Annotated in this window: 13 protein-coding genes; 8 read left to right on the plus strand and 5 right to left on the minus strand. The window is 63.0% G+C overall.

The features are described from left to right. Positions 1-84 precede the first annotated feature (84 nt). The 3 genes from AB5Y47_RS02935 to AB5Y47_RS02945 form a co-directional block, all read right to left on the minus strand. Positions 85-477 (minus strand): DoxX family protein, encoded by a 393-nt coding sequence (locus tag AB5Y47_RS02935; RefSeq protein WP_010675909.1) that lies wholly within the window; start codon positions 475-477, stop codon positions 85-87. An 83-nt stretch (positions 478-560) separates the two neighbouring features. Further along, positions 561-1,247 carry a pirin family protein gene (locus tag AB5Y47_RS02940; RefSeq protein WP_010675910.1) on the minus strand — a complete coding sequence of 229 codons (687 nt, stop codon included), beginning with the start codon at positions 1,245-1,247 and terminating at the stop codon, positions 561-563. A gap of 30 nt (positions 1,248-1,277) precedes the next feature. Then, entirely contained in the window at positions 1,278-1,610 is a 333-nt protein-coding gene (locus tag AB5Y47_RS02945) for a hypothetical protein (protein WP_053288810.1), read from the minus strand. A gap of 257 nt (positions 1,611-1,867) precedes the next feature. Between AB5Y47_RS02945 and AB5Y47_RS02950 the strand changes: the two genes are divergently transcribed. Together AB5Y47_RS02950 and AB5Y47_RS02955 are read left to right on the plus strand one after the other, a co-directional pair. Further along, positions 1,868-2,782: a LysR family transcriptional regulator gene (locus tag AB5Y47_RS02950; protein ID WP_010675912.1), complete on the plus strand. Its 915-nt coding sequence runs from the start codon at positions 1,868-1,870 to the stop codon at positions 2,780-2,782. Between the two features lie 443 nt (positions 2,783-3,225). Next, positions 3,226-3,990 carry a helix-turn-helix transcriptional regulator gene (locus AB5Y47_RS02955; RefSeq protein ID WP_010675913.1) on the plus strand — a complete coding sequence of 255 codons (765 nt, stop codon included), beginning with the start codon at positions 3,226-3,228 and terminating at the stop codon, positions 3,988-3,990. A gap of 48 nt (positions 3,991-4,038) precedes the next feature. On the opposite strand, the gene AB5Y47_RS02960 is transcribed toward AB5Y47_RS02955, so the two are convergent. Next, on the minus strand, positions 4,039-4,851 hold the full coding sequence (locus AB5Y47_RS02960) for a UTRA domain-containing protein (protein ID WP_368219789.1): 813 nt from the start codon (positions 4,849-4,851) through the stop codon (positions 4,039-4,041). Between the two features lie 183 nt (positions 4,852-5,034). Here AB5Y47_RS02960 and AB5Y47_RS02965 point away from each other — a divergent pair, with 183 nt between their 5' ends. From AB5Y47_RS02965 to AB5Y47_RS02990, 6 genes are all read left to right on the plus strand, one after another. Continuing rightward, complete coding sequence (locus tag AB5Y47_RS02965; protein WP_010675915.1) at positions 5,035-6,081, plus strand: ABC transporter substrate-binding protein; 1,047 nt, start codon at positions 5,035-5,037, stop codon at positions 6,079-6,081. Positions 6,082-6,091: 10 nt separating this feature from the next. Next, a complete protein-coding gene (locus tag AB5Y47_RS02970; RefSeq protein ID WP_368219790.1) occupies positions 6,092-6,925 on the plus strand; it encodes an alkaline phosphatase family protein in 834 nt (277 codons plus the stop codon). Next, the gene (locus tag AB5Y47_RS02975) at positions 6,925-7,821 is read left to right on the plus strand and encodes an ABC transporter permease (RefSeq protein ID WP_368219791.1); all 897 of its coding nucleotides are present in this window, start codon (positions 6,925-6,927) and stop codon (positions 7,819-7,821) included. Before AB5Y47_RS02970 ends, AB5Y47_RS02975 begins: the two co-directional genes overlap by 1 nt. Further along, positions 7,814-8,590, plus strand: coding sequence for an ABC transporter permease (locus tag AB5Y47_RS02980; protein ID WP_039040132.1), 777 nt, complete (start codon positions 7,814-7,816; stop codon positions 8,588-8,590). Before AB5Y47_RS02975 ends, AB5Y47_RS02980 begins: the two co-directional genes overlap by 8 nt. A gap of 6 nt (positions 8,591-8,596) precedes the next feature. After that, entirely contained in the window at positions 8,597-9,604 is a 1,008-nt protein-coding gene (locus AB5Y47_RS02985) for an ABC transporter ATP-binding protein (protein WP_323948057.1), read from the plus strand. Between the two features lie 65 nt (positions 9,605-9,669). Beyond that, on the plus strand, positions 9,670-10,329 hold the full coding sequence (locus tag AB5Y47_RS02990) for an HAD family phosphatase (RefSeq protein ID WP_041214057.1): 660 nt from the start codon (positions 9,670-9,672) through the stop codon (positions 10,327-10,329). A 23-nt stretch (positions 10,330-10,352) separates the two neighbouring features. Here the strand turns inward: AB5Y47_RS02990 and AB5Y47_RS02995 are convergent, their stop codons facing one another. Then, on the minus strand, positions 10,353-11,957 hold the full coding sequence (locus tag AB5Y47_RS02995; protein ID WP_368219792.1) for a diguanylate cyclase: 1,605 nt from the start codon (positions 11,955-11,957) through the stop codon (positions 10,353-10,355). Between the last annotated feature and the right edge of the window lie 52 nt (positions 11,958-12,009).

Here is a 12,009-nt window from a genome sequence, read left to right on the forward strand (position 1 = left end):
GATGACATCCCTGGGAAGCGGGCACAAAAAAGCCGGTGCAGGGCACCGGCCAAAAGGCGTTGGAAAACTTGAAACGTCAGGGTATTACCAGTGCTTGCCGAGGCGGGCATCCAGGCTGAAAGCCCCTGCACCGGCCGCCGCCAGGGCCAGGAAACCACCGGCCACGGAGACGTTCTTCATGAACATCAGCATCTGCATCTGCTCGGCAGGCTGATAGTGGAAGATGAAGGCGGCCATCAGGGTGAAACCGGCCAGCAGCACGGAGAGGCTGCGGGTAAACAGGCCCAGCATGATGGCGAGACCGCCACCCAGCTCCAGCAGGATCACCAGGGGCAGCATGAACCCGGGCACGCCCATGGCTTCCATGTAACCCTGGGTACCGGCGTAACCGCCTATCTTGCCCCAGCCAGCCATCACGAACATCAGCGCCAGCAGTACACGACCCACCAGCAGTGCCACATCTTTCATCTTGTCCATCGTCATATTCCTTTGCTTACCATCATGGTATTTACAGTGTAAAAGCTAATTGTTAACTCATTCATTTCGCCAAGATTTTTCTATCAAGGCAGGTCAAACAGCAGGGCTTCACTCCCCCTGGAGGCGGTGAGCACCCAGCTCGACTCGTCGCGGCTGAGCAGCCCGTCGCCGGGTCGGGCAGCCAGACCGTTGCCGGTCAGCTCCCCTGAAATCATGTGCAGGTAACCATGACGCCCTTGCAATGCCCACTCAAGGGTCTCCCCTTCGGCAAGCTGCAGCCGCCATACGCGGGCCTGCTGGCGGATCCTGAAGGATCCCGCCTCGCCGTCCGGTGACGCCACCAGCGTCATCCCGGGCTTGTTTTCAATCTTCTTCTGCTGATAACCCGGGGTCGTGCCGTGTTCATTCGGCTCGATCCAGATTTGCAGCAGGGAGAGCGGCTCGGTCTGCGAGGGGTTGTACTCGCTGTGCCGGATGCCGGACCCTGCGCTCATCAGCTGGAAATCCCCCGCCGGGATCTGCTCGGCGTGGCCGAGGCTGTCCTTGTGCTCTATGGTGCCTTGCAGCACGCAGGTGAGGATCTCCATGTTGGCGTGAGGGTGGGTCGCGAAACCGCCACCCGGCGCCACCCGATCCTGATTGATGACCCGCAGGGCAGAGTGTCCCATCCATTCCGGGTCATAGTAGTGACCGAAGGAGAAGCTGTGACGGGCATCCAGCCAGCCAAAGTTGGCCTTGCCCCGTGCTTCTGCGGCTCTCAATTTCATCATGGTGTGCTCCTCACTGACCAAGTTGGTTCATTAACGCTGGCGACCGTCACCCAGACCGAAGGGGATGCGGTAGCTGCTGCTTTCGTTGCCCAGGCTCACCGTCAGGTTGCCCTGGGTGCGGCTCGGGATGGCGACCTGCTGGGTGCCGATCAGGTTGGCGTGGACAGAAGCCAGCAGATCACCGGACTCGTCGCGCACCTCCAGCATGGGGTTGGCCTTGCCGTCCATCGCGGCGGTGGCGCTCCAGTTGACGAACAGCACGCCCGGGGCGGCATTGAAGTCAGCGGGAACGGAAGCCTGGGCGGCACCTGCGGTCATCAGGCCTGCAACGGCCAGCATCTTGATTACGTTTTTCATGTTCATTCACTCTCTTGGGTTCTATGTCATTGCCAAGGCCCCTTGGGCCCGAATCAATGCATCCATGCAAGAGATCATTCAAATACTATGTTGTTCTTTTGCTGACATCAGACATCGTGTTTGGGGATGTCTCAGCCCGGAACTACCTTTTATTTGGCTGCCAGGCGTTCCTGCCTAAGCGTTGATTGAATATTAAAGTGACTTCCCCTAAGTTGTTAGCGAGATAATCTGGTAAACACATTCAAAAAAATTGAAGGTTGGATATGGCCAAGGAATCGAACAAGGAGCGGGCGCTGACCCTGGAGGCGATCCGGGTGCTGGACGCCATCGACCGTCGTGGCAGCTTCGCGGCGGCGGCCGACGAGCTGGGCAAGGTGCCTTCGGCGCTGAGCTACACGGTACAAAAGCTGGAAGACGAGCTGGACGCCATGCTGTTCGACCGCAGCGGCCACAGGACCAAGTTCACCCCGGCGGGCCGCATGCTGCTGGAGCGGGGCCGGGTGCTGCTGGAGGCGGCCGAGCACCTGGTGGGGGAGACCCGGGCCCTCTCCCGTGGCTGGGAGACCGACATCACCATCGCCGTCGATGCCTTGATGCCGGTACAGGCTCTCTACCCCCTGGTGGATCGGCTGGCCGAACAGACCGATACCCGGCTGAGGTTTCGCGCCGAGGTGCTGGCGGGCAGTTGGGAGTGCCTGGAAGATGGCCGCGCCGACCTGCTCATCTCCTCCCTCAATGCCGATATCGCCATGACCGGCATCAAGCACCAGGTGCTCAGGGAGGAGGTGATGCTCTACGTCGCCCACCCCGATCACCCCCTGCATCAGGAACCCGAGCCCCTGGCGGACGAGACCCTGCGCCGCTATCGCGCCATCGCGGTGGCCGACACGGCGCTGCGCAAGCCGGTGCTCACCTACCGCCTGCTCGACAAGCAGCCGCGCCTGACCGTCAGCACCATGGGGGAGAAGCGGGACGCCCTGCTGGCGGGGCTCGGCATCGGCACCATGCCGCAACGCTGGATTGAAGAGGACATCAAGGCGGGCAGACTCAAGGTGATCAGTCCCGAATATCGCCACCAGATCCAGGTCGTGCTGGCCTGGCGGCGAGACACCATGGGCAAGGCCAAGAGCTGGCTGGTGCGGGAGATCCCCAAGCTGTTTGCCGGTCAGGGGGAATAAAGGACTGCCTTCCGGGGTCGGTGGCGCAGGAAGTACCAAAACTGCGCCCCATTCTTGACGACGGGCTCAGATTCGGAGAAAAGAAAAAAAGCGGACCTCTTGCGAGTTCCGCTCAATGCCAGGAAAGAATAAAACCTTGCGGTTAAAAAAACCCTTAAATTGGAAGCAAACAATCGTTTTCTCAACCAGGAAGGTATTGAATCCGATTCGTGTTGAATTATGTGCGATGTAATATGCATCACCAGCAAAATGTTGAAAGGTTGAAGGATATGCACCACCGAGTGTCATTTTCTGCCACCTTGCACCACAACTGGTCAGGCCATTTCCGCCATTATCACCGGGTTACCCTCCTCTGGTTTTTCTAGGTGTCAAAATTTGAGCCCGATACAGACAAACCACTCAATTTCTGACACGACTAAAAATGCAGATAAAGGAATAGTTGCATGACCTACAGCCAGACACTGGCCAATCACATCCTCGACACCCTGAAGAAAACCCTGACCGACAAGGGGATCCGCTATCAGACCCTGGCAGAAGCCATGGGGGTTTCCATCGCCACCGTGAAGCGCATGATGAACAAGCCCTCCCTGCCGTTCGACACCCTGCTGGAGATTTGCCATCTGGTGGGACTCTCCTTCGAAGAGCTGCTGGACCGGACCCAGGATGCCCAGAGCCGCCGGGCCGTCTTTACCCAGGAGCAGGACGAGGCGTTTCACAAGGAGCCGGGGCTCTATGCCTTCCTCGCCAACATCTTCTGGCGCGACAAGACCCTTATCGATCTCAAGCGGGAGTACGGCCTGACCGATGCCTCCTGCTACCTCTATCTGCGCAAGCTGGAGAAGCTCGGCATCCTGCAGCTTGGCATCGACAACAGCTACCACTTCCTCATCAGCGAGCGCATCAGCTTCGAGCAGCACAGCCGCTTCGCCCGCCAGCAGGCGCGCCAGGCCATGTCGGTGCTGGGGGACTATCTGGTGGAGAACATGCACAGGCCCAACAACTACATGGCGCTGTGCCAGCTCCATCTGGGGGAAAGCGAGGCCATGGCGCTGATCGATCGCATGAAGGAGTACTGGCATCAGGAGCTCAAGCTCAACCGCCCCGCCATCGGCCAGCGGGAGGGCAGCAAGACCTACACCATGTCCCTGCAACTGGCGGACTGCGGCTACCAGAGCTTCGACGATCTGATCCCCAACATCGACAACTGATCCCGGTGGATCCTGCGGGATCCGCCCCGTCAGGGCGCCAGAACGCCGCTACTCTGCCAGTTGCACCTGCCGCGCGCCGGTGGTGAGCGGTTGCAGTGCCCGGGTATCCAGGCAGATGCGGATGGCATCCGGTCGCCAGTGCTCGATGTCGCAATCCACCAGCTTCCCCTCCTCGTCATGATTGACCCGCACCAACCGCAGCACGGCGCTCCCCTGGGCCAGGTTGAGGGCGCGGGCTATCTCTCCCCGTGCCGCCGACAGGGTGATCTCGAGGCTCGCCCAGCCCTGGCCTATGCCATAGCGCTGCCGGTAAAGCTCGGTGAGGGAGCTGGCCAGGGGAGCGCTGGCGATGCCGGGGAAGCGGCTCGCCAGCAGGTGATGGCTGACGTGGAGCACAGGGCGACCGTCGATCAGCCGCTGGCGGTGGATCTCGTAGAGCGGCGTAAAGGGTTCCAGACCCATCCAGCGGCACAACTCGCTGCTGGCAAGCTGGTTGCCATGGGCCAGCACCCGGGTCTCGGCGGTGCGCTGCTGTTCGCCAATCCACTGGTGAAAGTGGGTGTGGATGGCGGGATCGTAGGTGAGGCGAGGCGGCGCCACGAACCAGCCGCGCCGCTCGGCCCGGTAGATGAGGCCGTCCGCCTCGAGGCTGGAGAGTGCCTCCTTGATGGTGATGCGGGTGGTGGCGAAGCGCTCGCTCAGCGCCCGTTCGGCGGGCAGCTGCTGCCCCGCCGCCAGGTGTCCGCTGCCGATATAGCGGCGCAGGGTCCGGCAAATCTGTTCGCACTTGGAGGGTATGCGGCCATCGGCCATCCCCTGTTCACTCAATCGCTCTGTCACTGTCACATCCCTGTCGGTCATTCGGGTTTGCACACCACTGGAGTAGACCAGAGGTTGTCGACCCCGAGTTGTAACCGCCCCTGATGACAGCGCCATGACAGGGCGATTGTCACGAAACTGCCATCAAAGCGCCCCGCCACCGTCATATTTCCCCTCTAGCATCCCTCTCGAACCTTAACTGACCTAGTCCAGAGGGATGGGATGATGAAAAGCGTGATCGCAAGTGCACTGGCCCTGGTGGCCATCAGTCAACCGCTGTTTGCCGCCGAGAACATCGCGGATCTCGAAAAAGCCGCCCGCGGTGAGGGCCAGCTCCAGAGCGTCGGCATGCCGGACAGCTGGGCCAACTGGAAGGATACCTGGCAGCAGCTCGGCAGCATCTACGGCATCAAGCATCAGGATACCGACATGAGCTCCGCCCAGGAGATCGCCAAGTTCGCCGCCGAGAAGGCCAACGCCACCGCCGACATCGGCGACGTGGGCGGCGCCTTCGGCCCGGTGGCGGTCAAGCAGGGGGTCACCCAGCCCTACAAACCCTCCACCTGGGCCGACATTCCCAACTGGGCCAAGGATGCGGACGGCCACTGGATGCTGGCCTATACCGGCACCATCGCCTTCCTGATCAACAAGGATCTGGTCAAGGCCGCCCCCACCAGCTGGCAATCCCTGCTGGGTGGCGACTACAAGGTGACCCTGGGTGACGTGGGCGTCGCCTCCCAGGCCAACAACGGCGTGCTGGCGGCGGCCTATGCCACCGGCGGCAGCGAGAAGAACCTCAAGCCCGCCCTGGATCTGTTCGGCAAGCTGGCCAAGCAGGGCCGTCTGTCGCTGAACGACCCGACCATCGCCAACATCGAGAAAGGCGAAGTGGAAGTGGGGGTGCTGTGGGACTTCAACGCCCTCAACTACCGCGACCAGATCGACCCCAAGAAGTTTGATGTGGTGATCCCGAGCGACGGCTCCGTCATCGCCGGCTACACCACCATCATCAACAAGTGGGCCAAGAACCCCAACGCCGCCAAGCTGGCGCGGGAATACATCCTCTCCGATGCAGGTCAAATCAACCTGGCCCGTGGCTACGCCCGCCCCATTCGCAGCAACGTGACCCTGCCGGATGACGTCAAGGCCAAACTGCTGCCGGCCGAGCAGTATGCCAACGCCAAGCCGGTGCAGGATCACGCCGCCTGGGAGCAGAGCTCCAAGGCCCTGCCGCGCCAGTGGCAGGAAACCGTCATGATCAACATGCAGTAAGGAGCGGCCAGTGCAACACAAGGTGATAGTGGTACTTGTGGATGGCCTGGCAGCAGAGGTAGCCCATTGCATGGGCTACCTCTGTGGCATGGTGGAGGCAGAGCGCGGCCTGCATACGACCCTGAGTGCCGCCCTGCCCTCCCTCTCCCGCCCTCTCTACGAGTGCATCCTGACCGGCGTGCCGCCGGTGGCGAGCGGCATCACCCACAACGGGGTGACGCGCCTGAGCCAACACGACGCCATCTTCCATCTGGCCCGGGCCGGCGGCAAACGCACCGCAGCGGCGGCCTACCATTGGGTGAGCGAACTCTACAACCAGAGCCCCTGGCTGGCGGCCCGCGATCGCTTTACTCACGACGAGCAACTGCCCATCCAGCACGGCTGCTTCTACTGGGATGACGGCTACCCCGACAGCCATCTGCTGATGGACGGCGAGTGGCTGCGCAGCCAGTACGACCCCGATTTTCTGCTGATCCACCCCATGGGGGTGGACGATGCGGGCCACCAGTTCGGCCTCGATTCCCGCCAGTACCGCAATCAGGCTCGCCGCATGGACAGCCTGCTGGCCGAGCTGCTGCCCCAGTGGCTGGCAGAGGGGTATCAGGTGATGATCACCTCGGATCACGGCATGAACAACGATCTCAGCCATGGCGGCACCCTGGCCGAGGAGCGCACCGTGCCACTCTGGCTCTTTGGCGATGCCTTCGTCGAGCGCTGGCCGGATGGGGTAGTGATCGCCCAGACCCAGCTCTGCGCCCTGATGGCAGATCTGCTGGGGGTTCCCCACGACAAGCCGGCAGCCCCCCCGCTGCTCAAGGCGGCCTTTATGCGCGAGGTGCACTGATGATGCCTGCCACCACCGAGATCCTCGCGGATCAACAGGTGAAGCCACGCCGGGTGCGCCGCCACTGGCTGCCGGCCCTGGTGCTGCTGCCCTTTGTCCTCTTGATGGTCCTGTTCCAGCTCGCCCCCATGGTGTGGGTGCTGGTGGGCAGCGTCCAGACCCCTGATGGCTGGGGTCTCGACCACTACCGGGAGATTTTGGGCTCCCCCTTCTACCTGCAATCCTTCGGCAACTCCTTGCGCATCGCCGGCATCGCCAGCCTGGCGGGGCTCGCCATCGGCACCCTCGGGGCGGCGGCGCTGCGCCACAGCGGCGAGCGGGTCAAGCGGGTGCTGCTGGCCTTCGTCACCATGACGGGCAACTTCAGCGGCGTGCCGCTGGCGTTCGCCTTCATCATCGTGCTCGGCATCAATGGCGCGGTGACCCTGCTGCTCAAATCCTGGGGCCTCATCGATGGCTTCAACCTCTATTCGGGCAGCGGTCTTATCCTGATTTACACCTACTTCCAGATCCCGCTCGCCCTGCTGCTGCTCTACCCGGCATTCGACGCCCTGCAGGATGAGTGGCCCCAGGCCGCCGCCCTGCTCGGTGCCAGCAAGCGCCAGTATGTGTGGCACGTGGCGCTGCCGGTGCTCACCCCCGCCCTGCTCGGCACCCTGATCATCCTGTTTGCCAACGCGGTGGGGGCCTATGCCTCCGCCTACGCCCTCACCACCGGCAACTTCAACCTGGTGACCATCCGGGTGGCCAGTCTGGTCTCCGGCGACATCTTCCTCGAGCCGAATCTCGCGGCGGCGCTGGCGGTGATCCTGATGGTGCTGCTGGGGGTGGTGACGGCCGCCAACCAGTGGTTGCTGAAAAAGAGCTATGTGAACAAGGGGCAATCCCATGCATGATTTGACGCCGCGCTGGCCCAGATGGGTGCTGGGGGCGCTGGTCGCCACCCTGCTGCTGCCGCTGCTGGCCACCTTTCTCTACTCCATCTCCACTCGCTGGGGGGCGACCCTGCTGCCGGACGGCTTCACCCTCGACTGGTATCTCAAGCTCTGGGGCGACCCGCGCTTTCTGGCGGCCTTTGGCCGAAGCCTCCTGGTCTGCTTCGCCACCCTGCTGCTGGGGACCCTGGTGCTGGTGCCCACCGTGCTGGTGGTGGCCTACTACTTCCCCAGACTGGATCCCTGGATGAACCTCTTGATCCTGCTCCCCTTCGCGGTGCCGCCCGTGGTCTCCTCGGTGGGCTTGCTGCAGATTTACGCCGACGGCGTCCTGCCCATCATCGGTACACCCTGGATCCTGATCGGCACCTGGTTCACCGTGGTGCTCCCCTTCATGTACCGGGCGCTGGCCAACAGCCTGCAGGGGGTGCCGCTGAAAGATCTGATGGATGCCGCTCACCTGCTGGGGGCCAGCAGTGCCCGCGCCTTCCTGCTGGTGGTGATCCCCTGCCTGCGCAAGGGGCTGCTGGCGGCGCTGTTTCTCTCCCTCTCCTTCCTGCTCGGCGAGTTCGTGTTTGCCAACATGCTGGTGGGCACCCGTTACGAAACCCTGCAGGTCTACCTCTACAACATGCGTGCGACTTCGGGCCACTTCACCAGCGCCCTGGTGATGAGCTACTTCCTGCTGACCCTGCTGCTCACCTGGGCAGCCAACAGATTTCATCGGTGAATCAACATGTTCCATCTAGAAGTGAATCAACTGCACAAATCCTACGGCGACACCAAGGTGTTCGAGGGGATTGAATTCGGCATCCGCAAGGGGGAGCTGGTGACCCTGCTCGGCCCCTCCGGCTGTGGCAAGTCCACCCTGCTGCGGGCCCTGGCCGGTCTCACCCCGGTGGATGGTGGTCAGGTGCGGGTGGCCGGTGAGGACATCACCTGGCAGGAACCCCAGAAGCGGGGCATCGGCATGGTGTTCCAGAGCTATGCGCTCTTCCCCAACATGACGGTGTGGGACAACGTCGCCTTCGGCCTCAAGATGAAGCCCCAGCCGGGGCGGGATCTCGCCGCCAGCGTGCAGGAGGCGCTGGCGCTGGTGGAGCTGACCGGCTTCGAGCGACGTTATCCGGGCGAACTCTCCGGCGGCCAGCGCCAGCGAGTGGCGCTGGCCCGGGCGCTGGTGGTGCAACCGCGGATCCTGCTGCTGGATGAGCCGCTCTCGGCGCTGGATGCCCGCATCCGCCGCAGCCTGCGCCAGCAGATCCGCGAGATCCAGCAGCGCCTCGAGCTCACCACCATCTTCGTGACCCACGATCAGGAGGAGGCGTTGACCCTGTCGGACAGGATCTTCCTGATGAACAAGGGCTCCATCGTGCAGAGCGGCACGCCGGAGCAGATCTATACCCGTCCCGCCAGTGAGTTCGTGGCGGGCTTTATCGGCAACTACAACCTGCTGGGTGGCGAGCAGGCCAAATCCCTGTTCGGCCCGCGCTTTCGCGGCAAGCTGGCGCTGCGGCCGGAGTCCATCACCCTGCTGCCCGCAGGGGCGACCAGCCACGAGCCCAGCCTGCCCGGCATCGTTCGCCAGCAGCAGCTGCTCGGCAACGTCATCCGCTATCAGGTGGAGTGCGAGGCGGGGCTGTTGACGGTGGATTGCCTCAACCGCCGTGCCGGCGATCTGCTGCCGGTGGGCAGCGCCGTGACCCTGGTGGTGGCCCGGGATCAACTCTGTGAGGTAGCATAACGCCATGAATCCCATTCATTTTTCAGCCAGTACCCCGATGCTGGCAGCCAACCCGAGGAGCAGCCATGGCCCTGGCACTGTTTGATCTGGACGAGACCCTGATAGCGGGGGATTCCGCCAGCCTCTGGCTGGAGTACATGGTGGCCCAGGAGCTGGCCCCGGCGGGTATGGTGGCCGAGGAGCAGGCCATGATGTCCCTCTACCATCAGGGCAAGATGGACATGCACCAGTACATGGCCTTCACCCTGCAACCGCTGGCAGGCAGGACGCGCCAGTGGCTCGACTCCCTCTGCACCCGCTTTGCCGAACAGGTGCTGCGGGAGCGCCTCTACCCCGAGGGGCTGGCCCGCATCGAGTGGCACCGCCAGCGTGGCGACGAGCTGGTGCTCATCTCCGCCTCCGGCGAGCATCTGGTGGCCCCCATGGCGCAGATGCTGGGGATGGATCACTGCGTGGCCATCCTGCTCGACGAGGAAGCCGGCATGCTGACCGGCCAGACCCGCGGCACCCTGAGCTTTCGCGAAGGCAAGGTGGCCCGCATCAACCAGCTCTTTGCCGGAAAGGAACACCTCTGGCAGGGGAGCTTCGGCTACAGCGATTCCCACAACGATCTGCCCATGCTGCGGGCGGTGAGCCATCCCCATGCGGTCAATCCGGCCCCCGCCCTGCGCCAGTGCGCCGAGGAGCTGGGCTGGCCCCTCTGGACCTGGCAGTTGCACCCTTGATCCGCGCAATGAAGAAGAGGCCCTCAGGCCTCTTCTTTGCTCAACATGCCATCCCCTGAGGGCGAGTCGTCCCGGGGAGCCAGGGGATCCACCATGTAGATGCGATTCTTGCCGTCACCCTTGGCGCGATAGACCTCGGCATCGACCATGGTCAGCAGGCTCCTGGCCCCAAGCCCGGGGGCACTCGCCACCAGGCCGCCGCTGAAGGTGATCCCAAGACCGGGTTCACGCCAGTGCAGGGAGGCCACCCCAATCCTGTACTGCTCCAGCAGCATCTGGCAGAAGTGGATATCCGGATTGGCGAACAGCACCACCAGCTCTTCCCCGCCATAGCGGCATACCCAGCCATGATCCCCCAGCAGCTTGGCGCCAAAGCTGGCCACCCGCTTGAGCACCACGTCCCCGGTCTGGTGACCATAGGTGTCATTGATCCGTTTGAAACCGTCCAGATCGATCATGGCCAGGCAGAAGCTGTCCTGATCGAGCAGCAGCCGATTCAATCGCTCGTCGAAGAAGCGCCGGTTGTAAAGGCCGGTCAGCTTGTCGAGGTTCGCCTGCTGGCGCACCTCGTGATAATCCTTGCTCACCTCCGCCAGCTCGGCATAGACGTGCCTGAGCTCGCGCATCCCCCCCTGGTGCACCTCGTCAGGCTGGGTCCGGCTGGCCCGGATCACGGTGGAGATCTCGTCCAGCATCCGCCTGAAATAACGGGACCAGATCAGTGCCAGCACCATGTAGAGCACGCTGGCCAGCACGATGATCCCGAGCACGTTGAGGGAGGCGCTCGCCACCACCGCCTGGATGCTGGAGGCGGGCAACACGCTGATCAGCACCCAGTTGTGGTCAGGCAGGCGGCTGTAGGCCACGAACTGGCGAGACGCCTGATCCAGGAAGATGCCGTCCTCTCCGCTGAAGCGGGAGAGCCAGGTCGGGTGGGTCATGGGCTTGAGCAGTTGTGAGGGATCGGGGTGGGCCAGCACCTTGCCCGACTGGTTGACGATCATCTGGTAGCCGCTGTTCCACTGCCGGTTCAGCTGGGCGGAGAAGGGGGCCAGGATGGCATCCACCGCGAAGACCCCCTGCACCTTGCCCTCCTTGTCGGTGATGGCCCGCGCCAGGGCGATCACCAGCGTGCCGTTGGTGTAGTCGTAGTAGGGTTCGGTCCAGACCATCTTGCCCACATGCTGGCTGGCCAGCTGATACCAGGGGCGCACCCTGGGATCGAAGTCCGCATCCGCCTGCCATTCGGGGTAGATCAGCATCTGGCGCTCGGCGGTGCCCACATAGATGTAGATGAGATCCGCCATCACCCCCTTGTAGAGACGCCACTCCCTGAGATAGGAGTCGGTGTTGCGCAGACGGGGGCCGCTGATGTCCTCCACCTTGACCTGGTCGTAGATGAGGGAGAACTGACGCTCCATCTCGTTCAGGTAGGGTTCGATGAAGACGTGGCGCAACTGGTGATTGGTGGCGAGCAGGCGCTGTTGCAGCTCTCGCTGCAGGCTGCGCTCCATGTGCAAGTAGTAGATGGCGCCCAGCATCAGGACGGGAATGAAGAGCAGAAGCAGGCCCAGGCGCATCCGTGCCACCAGGGACCAGGTCTTTTTGGAGACTGCTCGCTTATCCAACCCTGACTCCATGCTATCCCCTGACATCGTGTAGTGTCAGAATATCAGCCCC

Origin of the sequence: Aeromonas sp. R7-2 (assembly GCF_040908105.1) — a bacterium.
Classification (GTDB): domain Bacteria; phylum Pseudomonadota; class Gammaproteobacteria; order Enterobacterales; family Aeromonadaceae; genus Aeromonas; species Aeromonas caviae.

Coding starts and splice junctions, on each gene's coding strand:
- AB5Y47_RS02935 (WP_010675909.1), bottom strand. CDS start 477: ATGGACAAGATGAAAGATGTGGCACTGCTGGTGGGTCGTGTACTGCTG.
- AB5Y47_RS02940 (WP_010675910.1), bottom strand. CDS start 1,247: ATGATGAAATTGAGAGCCGCAGAAGCACGGGGCAAGGCCAACTTTGGC.
- AB5Y47_RS02945 (WP_053288810.1), bottom strand. CDS start 1,610: ATGAACATGAAAAACGTAATCAAGATGCTGGCCGTTGCAGGCCTGATG.
- AB5Y47_RS02950 (WP_010675912.1), top strand. CDS start 1,868: ATGGCCAAGGAATCGAACAAGGAGCGGGCGCTGACCCTGGAGGCGATC.
- AB5Y47_RS02955 (WP_010675913.1), top strand. CDS start 3,226: ATGACCTACAGCCAGACACTGGCCAATCACATCCTCGACACCCTGAAG.
- AB5Y47_RS02960 (WP_368219789.1), bottom strand. CDS start 4,851: ATGACCGACAGGGATGTGACAGTGACAGAGCGATTGAGTGAACAGGGG.
- AB5Y47_RS02965 (WP_010675915.1), top strand. CDS start 5,035: ATGAAAAGCGTGATCGCAAGTGCACTGGCCCTGGTGGCCATCAGTCAA.
- AB5Y47_RS02975 (WP_368219791.1), top strand. CDS start 6,925: ATGATGCCTGCCACCACCGAGATCCTCGCGGATCAACAGGTGAAGCCA.
- AB5Y47_RS02980 (WP_039040132.1), top strand. CDS start 7,814: ATGCATGATTTGACGCCGCGCTGGCCCAGATGGGTGCTGGGGGCGCTG.
- AB5Y47_RS02985 (WP_323948057.1), top strand. CDS start 8,597: ATGTTCCATCTAGAAGTGAATCAACTGCACAAATCCTACGGCGACACC.
- AB5Y47_RS02990 (WP_041214057.1), top strand. CDS start 9,670: ATGGCCCTGGCACTGTTTGATCTGGACGAGACCCTGATAGCGGGGGAT.